Below are 15130 nucleotides of genomic sequence, written 5' to 3'. Positions count from 1 at the left end.
GGCGTCTGGTCGTCCGTCATCGCGGGCAAGCCCGCTCCCACAGGTTTTGGTGGTGTACACGGCATTTGTGAACGACCGCAATCACTGTGGGAGCGGGCTTGCCCGCGAAGAGGCCGGCAGCCCACTCCCACACCTTGAATCAAGTACGGTATTCAGCGTTGATCTTCACGTACTCATGCGACAGGTCGGTGGTCCAGATGGTTTCGCTGCAATCGCCGCGACCCAGTTCGATGCGAATGGTGATTTCTTCCTGCTGCATCACCGCCGCCCCCTGTGCTTCAGTGTAGGTCGCTGCGCGAGCGCCACGGCTGGCGATGCACACGTCGCCGAGGAACACGTCGATCTTGCTCACGTCCAGGTCCGGCACGCCGGCACGGCCCACGGCAGCGAGGATACGGCCCCAGTTCGGGTCAGAGGCGAACAGCGCGGTCTTGATCAGCGGCGAGTGGGCCACGGTGTAACCGACGTCCAGGCATTCCTGGTGGTTGCCGCCGCCGTTCACTTCAACGGTGACGAACTTGGTCGCGCCTTCGCCGTCACGCACGATGGCCTGGGCGACGTCCATGCACACTTCGAATACCGCCTGTTTCAGCTTGGCGAACAGCTCGCCTTCAGCGCGGGTAATCTCGGGCAGCGCGGCCTTGCCAGTGGCGATCAGCATGCAGCAATCGTTGGTCGAGGTGTCGCCGTCGATGGTGATGCGGTTGAACGACTTATTGGCGCCATCGAGCATCAGGTTGTGCAGCACCTCGCGGGAGACTTTGGCGTCGGTGGCGATGTAACCGAGCATGGTCGCCATGTTCGGGCGAATCATGCCGGCGCCTTTGCTGATGCCGGTGACAGTGATGGTCACGCCATCATGCTCGAACTGGCGGCTGGCGCCCTTGGGCAGCGTGTCGGTGGTCATGATGCCGGTGGCCGCGGCTTCCCAGTTGTTCTCCGACAGGTCGTCCAGCGCGGCTTGCAGCGCGCCTTCGATCTTCTCGACCGGCAGCGGCTCGCCGATCACGCCAGTGGAGTACGGCAGAATCTGGCTGGCATCGACGCCGGTCAGCTCGGCCAACTTAGCCGTGGTGCGCTCGGCAGCCGCCAAACCAGGCTCGCCGGTACCGGCGTTGGCATTGCCGGTATTGGTCAGCAAATAACGCACGGCATTGTGCACGCGCTTTTTCGCCAGGATCACCGGCGCGGCGCAGAACGCGTTCAGGGTGAACACGCCAGCCACGGTCGAACCTTCAGCACAGCGCATCACCACTACATCCTTGCGCCCCGGGCGCTTGATGCCGGCCGAGGCGATACCGAGTTCAAAACCGGCAACCGGGTGCAACGTTGGCAAAGGACCAAGACCAACAGCCATGAATGCGCTCCTTACTCAATGATGTCAGCACCGCCACGGGAAAGGACGGTGGGATAAATGGCAAAACGCCGCGACGGCAGGAGCCGGTCGCGGCGCGGGGTGTTCAGCGATTGAAACGGGTTTTACTGGATCTGCCCGTGGCAATGCTTGTATTTCTTGCCCGAACCGCAGTAGCACAGCTCGTTGCGGCCCAGCTTCTGCTCGTTGCGCACAGGGGCAGCGGCGGTGGCCAGTGCCACATCGACCTCTTCACCCAACGCTTCCGGCTGATCCAGCCCAGGCGCTTCGGCGTGTTCGAACTGCATGCGCGCCGCCAGTGCTTCGGCTTCCTGACGCAGGCGTTGCTCTTCGGCTTCCGGATCTTCGCGACGCACCTGAACGTGCGACAGCACGCGGATCGAGTCGCGCTTGATCGAATCGAGCAGCTCGGAGAACAGCGTGAACGACTCGCGCTTGTATTCCTGCTTCGGGTTCTTCTGCGCATAGCCACGCAGGTGAATGCCGTGACGCAGGTGATCCATGGTCGACAGGTGGTCTTTCCACAGGTCGTCGAGTACGCGCAGGACGATCTGCTTCTCGAACGAGCGCAGCGCCTCGGCACCGGCCTGATCTTCCTTCTCGTTGTACGCCGCCATCAGCTCGGTCATGAGCTTCTCGCGCAGGGTTTCTTCGTACAGGTGATCGTCTTCGTCGAGCCATTGCTGGATCGGCAGTTTCACGCCGAAATCGCTTTCGATCGACGCTTCCAGACCGGCCACGTCCCACTGCTCTGGCAGCGATTGCGGCGGAATGTGCGCGCTGACGGTAGCGTTGAGCACGTCCTGACGGAAGTCGGCGATGGTTTCACCGATGTTGTCAGCGGCCAGCAACGTGTTACGCATGTGATAGATCACTTTACGCTGTTCGTTGTTGACGTCGTCGAACTCGAGCAGTTGCTTACGGATGTCGAAGTTGCGGCCTTCAACCTTGCGCTGCGCCTTCTCGATCGCGTTGGTCACCATACGGTGCTCGATCGCTTCGCCCGGCTGCATGCCCAGGGCTTTCATGAAGTTCTTCACGCGGTCGGAGGCGAAGATGCGCATCAGGCTGTCTTCCAGCGACAGGTAGAAGCGGCTCGAACCGGCATCGCCCTGACGGCCGGCACGGCCACGCAGCTGGTTGTCGATACGGCGCGATTCGTGACGCTCGGAAGCAATTACCTGCAAGCCGCCGGACTCCAGCACTTGCTGGTGACGCTTCTGCCAGTCGGCCTTGATCTGCGCGATCTGCTCGGGAGTCGGGTTTTCCAGCGAAGCGACTTCCACTTCCCAGTTGCCGCCCAACAGGATGTCGGTACCACGACCGGCCATGTTGGTGGCGATGGTCAGCGCACCCGGACGACCGGCCTGAGCGATGATTTCAGCTTCTTTTTCGTGGAACTTGGCGTTGAGAACCTTGTGTTCGATGCCTTCTTTGACGAGCAATTCGGACATGTGCTCGGACGTCTCGATGGTCGCGGTACCCACCAGCACCGGACGACCGGCAGCCATGCTTTCCTTGATGTCGGCCACGATCGCCGCGTATTTCTCTTCGGCGGTGAGGAACACCAGGTCGTTGTAGTCTTTACGCGCCAACGGTTTGTTCGGCGGAATGACCATGACTTCCAGACCATAGATCTGGTGGAATTCGAACGCTTCGGTGTCGGCGGTACCGGTCATGCCGGACAGCTTGGTGTACAGACGGAAGTAGTTCTGGAAGGTGGTCGAGGCCAGGGTCTGGCTCTCGGCCTGAATGTTCAGACCTTCCTTGGCTTCGATAGCCTGGTGCAGGCCTTCGGACAGACGACGACCCGGCATGGTCCGACCGGTGTGTTCGTCGACCAGTACGACCTGACCGTCCTGGACGATGTATTCGATGTTGCGGTTGAACAGCTTGTGCGCACGCAGACCGGCGTAGACATGAGTCAGCAGGCCAAGGTTGTGCGCCGAGTACAGGCTCTCGCCTTCGGCCAGCAGGCCGACGCGGGTGAGCATTTCTTCGATGAACTGGTGACCGGCTTCGTTGAGTTCGACCTGACGGGTCTTTTCGTCAACGGTGTAGTGACCGGCCTTGGTGACCTGGCCTTCAACTTCCTCGACGTGCAGTTCCAGCTGCGGGATCAGTTTGTTGATCTCCATGTACAGCTTGGAGCTGTCTTCGGCCTGACCGGAAATGATCAGCGGAGTACGCGCTTCGTCGATGAGGATGGAGTCGACTTCGTCGATCACGGCAAAGTTGAGTTCGCGCTGGAATTTTTCATCCATGCTGAACGCCATGTTGTCGCGCAGGTAGTCGAAACCGAATTCGTTGTTGGTGCCGTAGGTGATGTCGGCGGCGTAGGCGGCGCGCTTCTCTTCCGGCGGCTGGAACGGCGTCACGACGCCGACGGTCAGGCCGAGGAATTCATACAGCGGGCGCATCCAGTTGGCGTCACGGCGGGCCAGGTAGTCGTTCACGGTCACAACGTGCACGCCCTTGCCGGAGAGTGCGTTGAGGTAAACACCCAGGGTGGCCACGAGGGTCTTGCCCTCACCGGTGCGCATTTCGGCAATCTTGCCCTCGTGCAGGGTCATGCCGCCGACGAGTTGTACGTCGAAGTGGCGCATGCCCATCACACGCTTGCCGGCCTCGCGGGCGACGGCGAAGGCTTCCGGCAACAGCTTGTCGAGGGTTTCCCCTTTGGCGATACGGGCCTTGAACTCGGCGGTCTTGGCGCGCAATTGATCGTCCGAAAGGGCCACCATTTGCTCTTCGAAGGCATTGACGAGCTGCACCGTCTTGAGCATGCGTTTGACTTCACGCTCGTTCTTGCTTCCAAAAAGTTTCTTTAACAAAGGCGCAAACATATCGGCAGGATCTTCCACACTAAAGGGATGGAGGGCGGCCCCGTGAGTCGCCCGTGCAGCCCTCATGGCCGCATGCGAACGAGCATTCTACCCGGAAACGGTGGTGAGGAAAGTGGCGATGTTCCACGATGCTGGCACTGCGCTTTGACGGGGCTCACTTAAAATAGGGGCGTTTTGCTCAACTTCAACCCGTCGGGGGAAAGAAGTCAGGCGTTGATTTAATGAGCAAATCAGGGACAAAAGCAATGGCCCAGAGGTTCCGCAGCTTTCTGCTACCATGGCGCCTCTGTTTCTTCAGGTGTTCGATCATGGCGTTTCGCCCTCTCACGGCCAGAGCACCCGCCGTTCTGTTACGCGAAGCCAAACCGCTGAAAGCCATCCTCGGCCATGCCCAGCGTCTGGAGCATTTGCAGCGCCTGCTCGAAAGTCAGCTGCAACCGGCTGCCCGCGAGCATTGCCGGGTGGCCAAGTGGCGCGAAGGCGAGCTGTCGCTGGTGGTCACTGACGGCCATTGGGCAACGCGCCTGCGCTATCAGCAGAAACGTCTGCAACGACAACTGCAGTTGTTCGAAGAGTTCGCCAACCTGACGCGGATCAAATTCAGCGTGCGCCCGCCGATCGTCCAGCATCGGGCGGTTGGACACACCTTGGATCTGTCGAGCAGTGCGGCGGAGACGATTCAGTCGACGGCCGACGGGATCAGCGATCCGGGATTGCGCGCGGCGCTGGAGCGGTTGGCGGCGCATGCCAAAGGTAAAGCCTGAAGCAAAAGCAAAAGATCGCAGCCTGCGGCAACTCCTACAGAATGAATGCATTTCAACTGTAGGAGCTGCCGAAGGCTGCGATCTTTGCTTTTTAGCGGCGCTTGCTGCCTCCGAGCAGAGAGCCCATCAACCCCCGCACCAACTGCTTGCCAAGGTTATTAGCCGCCTGGCGCATCGCTGATTTCAGCGCCTGGCCTGCCGCCGTGCCGAGGAATTCTCCCGCGCGGTCAGCCAGGCTCGGCTCTTCGGCCGCCGCTTTGCCCGCTGGTGTTTCAGCCTCGGGCGCCAGCCCTTTGCGTCCCATCAGGATTTCATAGGCCGACTCGCGGTCGATCGGCTTGTCATAACGGCCCTTGAACGGTGAGCCGGCGATCAGCACGGTGCGCTCGGTTTCGGTCAGCGGGCCGATCCGCGACTGCGGCGGTGCCACCAACACACGCTGGACCATTTCCGGCGTGCCCTTCTCGGTCAGCGTGCCGATCAGCGCCTCACCAATACCTAACTCAGTCAGCACCGACAGACTGTCGAACGCCGGATTCGGCCGAAAGCCATCCGCAACCGCACGCAGGGATTTCTGCTCTTTGGCGGTGAACGCACGCAGGCCGTGTTGAATGCGCAAGCCCAACTGCGCCAGCACGTCATCCGGCAGATCCGCCGGCGACTGGGTGACGAAATACACGCCAACACCCTTGGAACGAATCAAACGCACCACTTGCTCCAGGCGTTCCTGCAACGCCTTGGGCGTGTCGCCGAACAACAAGTGCGCCTCATCGAAGAACAGCGCCAGCAGCGGCTTGTCAGCATCGCCGCGCTCGGGCAGTTGCTCGAACAACTCGGCCAGCAGCCACAGCAGGAACGTTGCGTAAACCTTCGGCGCCTCGTGCACCAGACGGCTGGCGTCGAGCAGATGGATGCGTCCCCGGCCATCGGCGCCCGGTTGCAGGATGTCTTCAAGTTGCAGCGCCGGCTCGCCGAACAAGGCTTCGGCGCCCTGCTGTTCCAGCGTCGCCAAACGGCGCAGCAGCGCCTGGCTGGAACCGGTGGTCATCAGCGCCGCGTCTTCGCCGAGCAACTGCGGGTTGTCCTTGAGGTGATTGAGCAGCGCTTTCAGATCCTTGAGATCGAGCAGCAACAACCCTTCGCGATCCGCCACCTTGAAGGCCGCGTACAGCGCCGATTGCTGACTGTCGGTCAGCTCGAGCAGGCTGCCGATCAGCAGCGGCCCCATTTCGCTCAGCGTGGTGCGCAGCGGATGTCCGGATTCGCCGTGGATGTCCCACAGCGTGACGGGATAAGCCTGCGGCGTGTGACCGAGCCAGGGCATGCCGGCGATGCGCTCGGCCACTTTGCCCTGCGGGTTGCCAGCGGCGCCGAGCCCGCAGAGGTCGCCCTTGATGTCGGCGGCGAACACCGCCACACCGGCATCGCTGAATGCTTCGGCCAGGCGCTGCAAGGTCACGGTTTTACCGGTGCCGGTGGCGCCAGCGATCAGCCCGTGGCGGTTGGCCAGGCGCATGGCCTGAGCGATGGGTTGCGCGGCCGGATCAGCGCCGATAACGAGTTGCGAAGAGTCAGGCATTTTCTCACCCAATGGTTAATCTTTGATGACACATGGCCGATACATAAATTGGATAGACCCATCAGAAAACCGGGTCGGACATTTCCCTAAGGAGAGCCGGAAATATCAATTTTTCAACCTTGCCCATAGTGCGCGTCTCTATAAAAGCACGCCCAGGACATTAAGACCTTAGCGGAACCCCAAGCCATGAACAAAAACCTGCGCTTCAGCCATAAGATTTTGCTTGCCGCCGCTCTCATCGTCATTGCCGCTTTCGCCTCGTTCACGTTGTACAACGACTGGCTGCAACGCAATGCGATCCGCGATGATCTGAACAACTACCTCAATGAAATGGGCGAGGTCACCGCCGGCAACATCCAGACCTGGCTCAGCGGGCGCATCCTGCTGATCGAGAACGCCGCGCAGAACATCGCCATCAACCCGGAACCTGCCACGGTCGCCAGCCTGCTGGAACAGAAAAGCCTGACCTCGACGTTCATGGCCACCTATCTGGGCGATGCCACTGGCCACTTCACCATCCGCCCGGACGTGAAGATGCCGGACGGTTTCGATCCGCGCGTACGCCCTTGGTATAAAGGTGCCGAAAGCAGCAGCACCTCGACCCTGACCGAACCCTACATCGATGCGGCCACCGGCCAGTTGATCATTTCCATCGCCACCGCGTCGAAAAAGGCCGGGCAGAGCGTTGGCGTGGTCGGTGGTGACCTCAGCCTGCAATCGCTGGTCGACACCCTCGCCGCACGGGATTTCGACGGCATGGGCTATGCGTTTCTGATCAGTGCCGACGGCAAGATCCTCGTTCATCCGGACAAGGCTTTGGTGATGAAATCGCTCAAAGAAGCCTACCCCCAGGACACGCCGCGCATCAGCAGCGATTTCAGCGAAGTGAGCGTCGACGGCAAAACCCGCATCGTCACCTTCGCCCCGATCAAGGGCCTGCCGTCGGTGAACTGGTACATCGGCCTGTCGATCGACAAGGATCAGGCCTACTCGATGCTCAGCGAATTCCGTACCTCAGCGGTAATCGCAACCATTATTGCCGTGGCAATCATCATCGCCCTGCTCGGCATGCTGATCCGCCTGCTGATCCAGCCGCTGCACGTGATGACCCGCGCCATGGAAGACATCGCCGACGGCGAGGGCGACCTGACCAAACGCCTGAACATCGTCAATAACGATGAATTCGGCATCCTCGGCACCGCGTTCAACCGTTTCGTCGAACGTATTCACGGTTCGATCCGCGAAGTGTCCTCGGCCACCGGTCAGGTCAACGAAGTCGCGCTGCGCGTGGTCGCTGCGTCGAACTCGTCGATGTACAACTCCGACCAGCAAGCCTCGCGCACCAGCAGTGTTGCCGCCGCGATCAATCAGCTCGGCGCCGCCGCCCAGGAAATTGCCCGCAACGCCGCCCAAGCGTCGAATCAGGCCAGCGATGCCCGGGGTCTGGCCGAAGATGGCCAGCAGGTGGTCGAGCGCAGCATCAAGGCGATGAACCAGTTGTCGAGCATGCTCAGCGCGTCCAGCACCAACATCGAGTCGCTGAACAGCAAGACCGTCAACATCGGCCAGATTCTCGAGGTGATCACCAGTATTTCCCAGCAGACCAACCTGTTGGCGCTGAACGCGGCGATCGAAGCGGCGCGCGCCGGTGAGGCCGGTCGTGGTTTCGCCGTGGTGGCCGACGAAGTGCGCAACCTCGCGCACCGCACGCAGGAATCGGCACAGCAGGTGCAGACCATGATCGAGGAGCTGCAAGTCGGCGCCCGGGAATCGGTGAGCACCATGAGCGACAGCCAGCGCCACAGCCAGGACAGCGTCGAGATCGCCAACCTCGCCGGCGAACGCCTGAACAGCGTGACCCTGCGCATTGGCGAGATCGACGGGATGAACCAGTCGGTGGCGACAGCGACCGAAGAACAAACCGCTGTGGTCGAGTCGATCAATGTCGATATCACCGAGATCAACACGCTGAACCAGGAAGGCGTGGAGAACCTGCAAGCGACCTTGCGCGCTTGTTCGGATCTGGAGCAGCAGGCTTCGCGTCTCAAGCAACTGGTGGGCAGCTTCAGGATTTAAGATCAAAAGCCTACCCCCTCACCCCAACCCTCTCCCCCAAGGGGGCGAGGGGAAAGGGAGCCGATCTTCAAGCTTTTCAATGCGAGCGTTCGGCTCGATATCGCAGGACATCGCAACAATCCCAAACACTCCGATCAGTCCCCTCTCCCTCCGGGAGAGGGCTAGGGTGAGGGGCGCGCAATCCCGACCGAACATCTATTCTGGATAAAGGTCAATCAAGGGAGAACAACACAGCGGAGGGTTGCTCACCGTGCATATCGCCGACATCACCATGTTCTACGCCCCGGCCAGCGGAGGCGTGCGGACTTATCTGGATGCCAAACACCGTCGCCTTGGCGAGCGCAACGCCATTCGCCACAGCCTGCTGATCCCCGGCGCGAGACTGGGTGAACATGACGGCATTTTCACGGTTCCGGCGCCCGCCCTGCCCTTCGGCAAAGGTTATCGCTTCCCCCTGCGCCTGGCGCCTTGGCGAAACGTCCTGCAGGATTTGCAGCCGGATCTGATCGAAGTCGGCGATCCCTACCTCACCGCATGGGCGGCGCTGGATGCGCGGCGGCAGCTGGATGTGCCGGTGATCGGCTTTTATCACTCGGATCTGCCGCTGCTGGCGGGCAATCGCATGGGCCATTGGGTCACACCGAATGTCGAGGCTTATGTCACGCGTCTCTACGGCAATTTCGACCGCGTTCTCGCGCCGAGCCAGGTCATGGCCGACAAGCTCATCGGGCTTGGCGTGCGCAATGTCCATGTGCAACCGCTGGGCGTGGATCTGCACACTTTCCATCCCGACGCCCGCGATCCTGGCCTGCGGGCTGAGCTGGGCATTGCCGAAGACACGCGCCTGCTGATCTTTGCCGGGCGCGGTTCCAAGGAGAAAAACCTGCCGGTGCTGCTCAAGTGCATGCAACGCCTCGGTCCGCGTTATCACTTGTTGTTGGTCGGCTCGTCGATGCCTGCGGCGGTGCCGGACAACGTCAGCGTCATCGACGAATTCTGCCCGGCGCCGAAAGTCGCGCGGCTGATGGCCAGCGCCGATGCGCTGCTGCATGCCGGCGACCAGGAAACCTTCGGACTGGTCATCCTCGAAGCCATGGCCTGCGGCATTCCCGTGGTGGCGGTGGCGGCCGGGGCGTTTGAAGAGATCGTCAACGATTCCTGCGGCCTGCTCTGTGCACCGAATAATCCGCAGGCCATGGCCAATGCCGTGCGCGAGCTGTTCAGTCGCGGCTGCGCCCGCCTCGGTCAACAGGCGCGCCAGCACGTCGAACGGCATTACGCCTGGGACACCGTGGTCGACAGTCTGCTCAGCCACTATCACGCGGTGCTCGGCCATACGCTGCCACGGGTGGCCAATGGTTGAAGAAATGAAAGCTGTTTGCCTGGTGTTGCATGATGTGGCGCCCTCGACGTGGGCGGATTACCAGCCCTTCGTCGAGGCTGTCGATGCCTTGGGTGAAGTGCCGATGACGTGGCTGGTGGTACCGGATTTCCATCGCCACGATGCCCTTGATGCCAACCCGGCGTTTCGCCGAGTGCTCGATGCCAGGGTCGCCCGAGGCGATGAACTGGCGCTGCACGGCTACTACCACGACGATCAGGAACCCATGCCAAACACCCCGCGCGACTGGTTCATGCGCCGGGTCTACACCCATGAAGGCGAGTTCTATCGCTTGTCCCGCGAAGCAGCCTTGGCCCGCCTGCATGCGGGTCTGGAGATGTTTCAGCGCTACGACTGGCCGGTGCAGGGTTTCGTCGCCCCGGCCTGGCTGATGAGCGACGGCACCCGCCAGGCCTTGCGCGAATTGCCGCTCAGCTACACCAGCGAGCCGCAGCACCTTTATCGCTTGCCCGACTTCAGCGCCATCGATGCACCCGGGCTGGTGTGGAGTGCGCGCAGCGCCTGGCGGCGCGGCTTGTCGAAAATCCTCAGCGACCAGCGTGAACAGCGCTGGCGCGAGGCATCGGTGATTCGCCTGGGGCTGCATCCGGTGGACATGCGTCACCGCTTTTCTCGCGATTACTGGTTGCACACGCTGCAACGCCTGCTGGCGGAGGGACGCGTGCCGCTGACCAAAATCGACTGGCTCGCCCGACAGCGCGGTCAGCTGGAACGCGCAGCATGAAGCGCAGCCTGTTGTTGCTGATCGGCCTGCTGGCGGCGGTGCTGATTCCGGTACTGCTCGGCGGCGGCGAAACCTGGTCGCGCCTGCGCAGCTTCCCGCTGAACTGGCTGTTGATCATGTTCGGCATGATTCTGCTCTGCTGGGGCATCAATACGTTGCGCCTGCGTTTGTTGCTCGGCGACCAGCGTGAAAAGGTCGCGCCATTGAAAAGCCTCGGCGTGGTGATGGCGGCCGAGTTCGCGTACTGCGCCACGCCCGGCGGCAGCGGCGGGCCGCTGACGATCATGGCTCTGCTCGCCCGTTGCGGCGTGCGTCCGGCGCGAGGCAGCGCAGTGTTTGCCATGGATCAGCTCAGCGATCTGCTGTTCTTTCTCTGCGCCCTCAGCGGGATTCTGATTTACGCGCTATTCCAGCACCTCAGCGATCGCCTCGAGTGGCTGCTGACCGTCAGCGCCGTTTCGCTGTTTGGGGGGTTGTTCAGTTGCGTGTTGATCGCCCGTTATCACCGAGCGTTGATTCGCCTGAGCGGGCGGCTGTTGGCGGGGATGAACATCACGACAAGTACTCGCCGTCGCTGGGCGCGCAAGTTACTGCACTTTCTCGCGGCATTTACCGATACCTTGAAACTGCCCTGGCAAACGCTGGTTCAGGTGTTCGCCCTGACCTGCGTGCACTGGCTGCTGCGCTACAGCGTGCTGTATCTGGCCCTGCGCGGGCTCGGCGCGGATTTGCAGTGGGCATGGAGTTTTCTGGTGCAGATGCTCTCGCTCGGCGCCGGCCAGTTCAGCCTGTTACCCGGCGGCGCGGGAGCCGCAGAATTGACCTCGGCCGCGCTGCTCGCACCGATGGTGGGCAAGTCCACCGCAGCGGCGGCGATCCTGATCTGGCGCGTGGTGACGTATTACTTCTATCTGTTGGTGGGCGGGCCGGTGTTCGTGTTGATGCTGGGCAAGCCGTTGCTGAAGAAGTTGATGAACGTCAGGCAGGCTTCTTAGGTTCGTCCTGCTCTTGCTGGAGTTGCTCCCAAAGCTCGGCGGCCCCGGGGAATTCGGTGCCGTCGTCCGGGCTCATGTCATCCGGGTCGTAACGACTCAGGCAACCCTCGCCGAGGGTGGCGGGCGCTTTTGAAGTGGCTTTGTCCAGTGGATCGTTCATGGCTTTTCCTCGGGCTCAAATGACAAGGGCCTGAGCGATTCAACGCCCAGGCCCCTGGTTTTTCAAGCGTGGCGTGCTCGATCAGAACACAACCGTCTTGTTGCCGTGCACCAGCACGCGGTCTTCCAGGTGATAACGCAGGCCGCGGGCCAGCACCATCTTCTCGACGTCACGGCCGAAACGCACCATGTCTTCGATGCTGTCGCTGTGGCTGACACGCACCACGTCCTGCTCGATGATCGGACCGGCATCCAGTTCTTCAGTCACGTAGTGGCAGGTCGCGCCGATCAGTTTCACACCACGCAGGGATGCCTGGTGATACGGCTTGGCGCCGACGAACGATGGCAGGAAGCTGTGGTGGATGTTGATGACCTTGTGCGCGTATTCGCGACACATGTCCGGCGGCAGGATCTGCATGTAGCGCGCCAGCACCACCACTTCGGCATCGTGTTGCTTGACCAGGCGCGACACTTCGTCGAACGCCGGCTGCTTGTCCTGTGGATTGACCGGCACGTGGTAGTAAGGGATGCCGTGCCACTCGACCATGCTGCGCAGGTCGTCGTGGTTGGAGATCACGCAGGAAATTTCGCAATCCAGTTCGTCGCTGTGCCAGCGGTGCAGCAGGTCGGCCAGGCAGTGGGATTCGCGGCTGGCCATCAGCACTACGCGTTTTTTCTGCTCGGTGTCGGTGATGCGCCAGTCCATCGAGAACTCTTCGGCGATCGGCGCGAACTTCTCGCGCAACTCTTCAATACCGAACGGCAGCGAATCGGCACGGATTTCGTGACGCATGAAGAACCAGCCCACTTGATTGTCAGAGTGGTGGCTCGCTTCGGTGATCCAGCCATTATGAGAGGCCAGAAAATTACTGACTTTGGCAACGATGCCAACGCGGTCCGGGCAAGAGATCACCAGCCGAAAAGTGCGCATGAGGGGGAAACTCCAGAACTTCACAAAGGCCGCCATTCTAGCGACTGCGCAGGAAAACTGCAGTACGCATACGCGCCGGGTGGGACAAAGCATGGTGAAACGGCTTTCTGACGCAGGTCTTCCGTCAAGACCGTGACGCTTTAGAAGGGCTTTTGTCAGACAACTGTAAATATCTGTGCTGACTGCATCACATTATTTAACTGAACATTCAAAGCGCGGCTAATTCCTGTAACTCATTTAAATAAAAAGCCGATCTAAATGTTTACTTGATGAAACAGCCTGACTATTATTGCGGCACTGTCCCCTGTCATTCAGCATTCTACAAAAGGTAGTACTCATGTCCTTGATCAACGAATATCGCGCCACCGAAGAAGCCATCAAAGAGCTGCAAGCCCGTCTGAAGAACCTGTCCGAAGACGACAAACTGCAAGCCGAACTGGAATTCGAAGGCAAACTGCGCACGCTGATGGGTGAATACTCCAAGTCGCTGCGTGACATCATCGCGCTGCTGGATCCAGAAGCCAAATCCAAGGCTCCACGCGGCGGCGCAGTGAAAACTACCGGCACCAAGCGTGCACGCAAAGTTAAGCAATACAAAAACCCGCACAACGGTGAAGTCATCGAAACCAAAGGTGGCAACCACAAGACTCTGAAAGAGTGGAAAGCCAAGTGGGGCGGCGACGTGGTTGAAGGCTGGGCTACCCTGCTGGGCTAAGCCGCAACGCCTTCGCAGAGCGATCCGCGAACAAAAGAACGCCAGCTAGCGCTGGCGTTTTTTTATGCCCGTAATTTATTGTCCGGGCATGTTCGATTTCACAGATTCAAACGTTTGCGTAATGCCTGGACATAATTCTGCCAGTCATTGAGCACCTCTCGCTGCATCGGTGACGCACTAAGCGACCATTGCTCTGCCGCCTCGATAAATGACTGCACGGTATTCGGCGCACCTGCCTCGGGTTGCGTCAGGCGCTGCTGACAGAATAATTTCCAGCGCTCTTGCTCGGCCACATCCAGGGTGTCCGGAAAGTTGCGTGCTCGATATCGAAAAAGTAATTCAGGCAAACGTTCATCATCGAAAGGCCACTGCTCTTGCGCCAATTGCGCAGGGTCGGCCGTTCGAACTTGTTCGCATAAACGACGATCACGATCACCGATAAATCCATCGTACAACTGCTGCTCGGGATCTTCGCTGGGAGTGAAATCTTCGCTGGCATAAATCGCCGCGACTTTATCTTTCCAGACTTGTTGTGCGTCAGTTAGTCGCACTTTCCGCTCCTGATAAAGCGCCATGTCCAGCCCAAGGCGCTGCTGGTCTTGTGCGCGCAATACCGCCAGCGGCGCTACAACCGGGCAACGATTGATATGAATCAGCTTGAGCGGTACCGGTAACTCACCTTCGGCCAACTCATCGCGACGGGTATAAAGACGCTGACGCAAGACTTGCGCATCGAGGTCCAGCAACCCCTGCGGATCAAGATGCAGATCACAGACGATCAAGGCGTTGCGATTCTTCGGGTGCCAGGCCAGCGGCAGCACCACGCCGACATAACTGCGCGCCGCCGAGAAACGCCCGGACACATGCACCAGTGGCTGCAACAGGCGGATCTGATCCATCACCTTCTGTTTGCTGCGCAACTGGAACAGCCACTCGTAGAGCTTGGGTTGTTTCTCGCGAATCAGCCGCGCCAACGCGATGGTAGCGCGCACATCCGACAGGGCTTCGTGGGCGTGCCCGTGATCGATATTGTTGGCCGCCGTGAGGCGTTCGAGCTTGAGGGTCACGCGGCCTTCAACATCGGTCGGCCAGACCAGACCGTCCGGGCGCAATGCGTAAGCGGCGCGCACTACGTCGATCAGATCCCAGCGACTGTTGCCACCCTGCCATTCACGGGCATAGGGGTCGAAGAAATTGCGATACAGGCTGTAGCGAGTCATCTCATCGTCGAAACGCAAGGTGTTGTAACCGGCGCCACAGGTGCCCGGTGCGGCCAGTTGCGCATGCACGCGAGTCATGAAATCGGCTTCGCTCAGGCCTTTTTCAGCGAGCTGGCCGGGGGTGATGCCAGTGATCGCGCATGCCGCCGGGTGCGGCAGGATATCTTCGCTGGGCTGGCAATAGAGGTTGACTGGCTCGTCGATCTCGTTGAGCGCATGGTCGGTGCGAATCCCGGCCACCTGCAGCGGTCGGTCGTTGCGCGGATTGATGCCAGTGGTTTCGTAGTCGTACCAGAAGATTGAAGTCACGGGCGAATCCTGAACAGAAGATCGGCGAAGTCTAG

Annotated in this window: 12 protein-coding genes and 1 pseudogene; 7 read left to right on the top strand and 6 right to left on the bottom strand. The window is 60.5% G+C overall.

Annotated elements, in window-relative coordinates; genetic code table 11:
- Positions 1-139: 139 nt before the first annotated feature.
- Together argJ and secA are read right to left on the bottom strand one after the other, a co-directional pair.
- Positions 140-1357: a bifunctional glutamate N-acetyltransferase/amino-acid acetyltransferase ArgJ gene (gene argJ / locus AAEZ10_RS08685; protein ID WP_243242332.1), complete on the bottom strand. Its 1218-nt coding sequence runs from the start codon at positions 1355-1357 to the stop codon at positions 140-142.
- Positions 1358-1479: 122 nt separating this feature from the next.
- Positions 1480-4221, bottom strand: a complete 2742-nt coding sequence (gene secA / locus AAEZ10_RS08680; RefSeq protein ID WP_038861039.1) for a preprotein translocase subunit SecA — start codon at positions 4219-4221, stop codon at positions 1480-1482.
- A gap of 308 nt (positions 4222-4529) precedes the next feature.
- Here secA and AAEZ10_RS08675 point away from each other — a divergent pair, with 308 nt between their 5' ends.
- Positions 4530-4985, top strand: coding sequence for a DUF721 domain-containing protein (locus AAEZ10_RS08675; protein ID WP_350568807.1), 456 nt, complete (start codon positions 4530-4532; stop codon positions 4983-4985).
- 91 nt (positions 4986-5076) lie between these two features.
- Here the strand turns inward: AAEZ10_RS08675 and AAEZ10_RS08670 are convergent, their stop codons facing one another.
- Positions 5077-6564 carry a helicase HerA-like domain-containing protein gene (locus tag AAEZ10_RS08670; protein WP_350568805.1) on the bottom strand — a complete coding sequence of 496 codons (1488 nt, stop codon included), beginning with the start codon at positions 6562-6564 and terminating at the stop codon, positions 5077-5079.
- A gap of 186 nt (positions 6565-6750) precedes the next feature.
- Between AAEZ10_RS08670 and AAEZ10_RS27880 the strand changes: the two are divergent.
- The 5 genes and pseudogenes from AAEZ10_RS27880 to gpgF all read left to right on the top strand — a co-directional run.
- Positions 6751-7782 (top strand): annotated as a pseudogene (locus tag AAEZ10_RS27880) (HAMP domain-containing protein); the annotation flags it as partial.
- 93 nt (positions 7783-7875) lie between these two features.
- Positions 7876-8640: a methyl-accepting chemotaxis protein gene (locus tag AAEZ10_RS27875; RefSeq protein WP_425375757.1), complete on the top strand. Its 765-nt coding sequence runs from the start codon at positions 7876-7878 to the stop codon at positions 8638-8640.
- Between the two features lie 250 nt (positions 8641-8890).
- Complete coding sequence (gene gpgS, locus AAEZ10_RS08660; RefSeq protein ID WP_122746844.1) at positions 8891-10003, top strand: N-acetylglucosaminyl phosphatidylglycerol synthase; 1113 nt, start codon at positions 8891-8893, stop codon at positions 10001-10003.
- Positions 9996-10766, top strand: coding sequence for an N-acetylglucosaminyl phosphatidylglycerol deacetylase (gpgD, locus tag AAEZ10_RS08655; RefSeq protein WP_350568803.1), 771 nt, complete (start codon positions 9996-9998; stop codon positions 10764-10766). Before gpgS ends, gpgD begins: the two co-directional genes overlap by 8 nt.
- Positions 10763-11761: a glucosaminyl phosphatidylglycerol flippase gene (gene gpgF, locus AAEZ10_RS08650; protein ID WP_076563957.1), complete on the top strand. Its 999-nt coding sequence runs from the start codon at positions 10763-10765 to the stop codon at positions 11759-11761. Before gpgD ends, gpgF begins: the two co-directional genes overlap by 4 nt.
- On the opposite strand, the gene AAEZ10_RS08645 is transcribed toward gpgF, so the two are convergent.
- The gene (locus tag AAEZ10_RS08645) at positions 11745-11921 is read right to left on the bottom strand and encodes a hypothetical protein (protein WP_167351306.1); all 177 of its coding nucleotides are present in this window, start codon (positions 11919-11921) and stop codon (positions 11745-11747) included. The genes gpgF and AAEZ10_RS08645 overlap by 17 nt on opposite strands.
- An 81-nt stretch (positions 11922-12002) precedes the next feature.
- The gene (purU, locus tag AAEZ10_RS08640) at positions 12003-12851 is read right to left on the bottom strand and encodes a formyltetrahydrofolate deformylase (RefSeq protein WP_016773477.1); all 849 of its coding nucleotides are present in this window, start codon (positions 12849-12851) and stop codon (positions 12003-12005) included.
- A 337-nt stretch (positions 12852-13188) separates the two neighbouring features.
- Between purU and mvaT the strand changes: the two genes are divergently transcribed.
- Positions 13189-13566, top strand: a complete 378-nt coding sequence (mvaT, locus tag AAEZ10_RS08635) for a histone-like nucleoid-structuring protein MvaT (protein ID WP_016773476.1) — start codon at positions 13189-13191, stop codon at positions 13564-13566.
- A 98-nt stretch (positions 13567-13664) separates the two neighbouring features.
- On the opposite strand, the gene sbcB is transcribed toward mvaT, so the two are convergent.
- Positions 13665-15095, bottom strand: a complete 1431-nt coding sequence (gene sbcB, locus AAEZ10_RS08630; RefSeq protein WP_350568800.1) for an exodeoxyribonuclease I — start codon at positions 15093-15095, stop codon at positions 13665-13667.
- Between the last annotated feature and the right edge of the window lie 35 nt (positions 15096-15130).

Origin of the sequence: Pseudomonas sp. H26/SER47-MNA-CIBAN-0231 (assembly GCF_040310465.1) — a bacterium.
Classification (GTDB): Bacteria; Pseudomonadota; Gammaproteobacteria; order Pseudomonadales; family Pseudomonadaceae; genus Aquipseudomonas; species Aquipseudomonas atacamensis.
This window is presented reverse-complemented; position numbering and strand designations above follow the sequence as displayed.

Coding starts and splice junctions, on each gene's coding strand:
- argJ (WP_243242332.1), bottom strand. CDS start 1,357: ATGGCTGTTGGTCTTGGTCCTTTGCCAACGTTGCACCCGGTTGCCGGT.
- secA (WP_038861039.1), bottom strand. CDS start 4,221: ATGTTTGCGCCTTTGTTAAAGAAACTTTTTGGAAGCAAGAACGAGCGT.
- AAEZ10_RS08675 (WP_350568807.1), top strand. CDS start 4,530: ATGGCGTTTCGCCCTCTCACGGCCAGAGCACCCGCCGTTCTGTTACGC.
- AAEZ10_RS08670 (WP_350568805.1), bottom strand. CDS start 6,564: ATGCCTGACTCTTCGCAACTCGTTATCGGCGCTGATCCGGCCGCGCAA.
- AAEZ10_RS27875 (WP_425375757.1), top strand. CDS start 7,876: ATGTACAACTCCGACCAGCAAGCCTCGCGCACCAGCAGTGTTGCCGCC.
- gpgD (WP_350568803.1), top strand. CDS start 9,996: ATGGTTGAAGAAATGAAAGCTGTTTGCCTGGTGTTGCATGATGTGGCG.
- gpgF (WP_076563957.1), top strand. CDS start 10,763: ATGAAGCGCAGCCTGTTGTTGCTGATCGGCCTGCTGGCGGCGGTGCTG.
- AAEZ10_RS08645 (WP_167351306.1), bottom strand. CDS start 11,921: ATGAACGATCCACTGGACAAAGCCACTTCAAAAGCGCCCGCCACCCTC.
- purU (WP_016773477.1), bottom strand. CDS start 12,851: ATGCGCACTTTTCGGCTGGTGATCTCTTGCCCGGACCGCGTTGGCATC.
- mvaT (WP_016773476.1), top strand. CDS start 13,189: ATGTCCTTGATCAACGAATATCGCGCCACCGAAGAAGCCATCAAAGAG.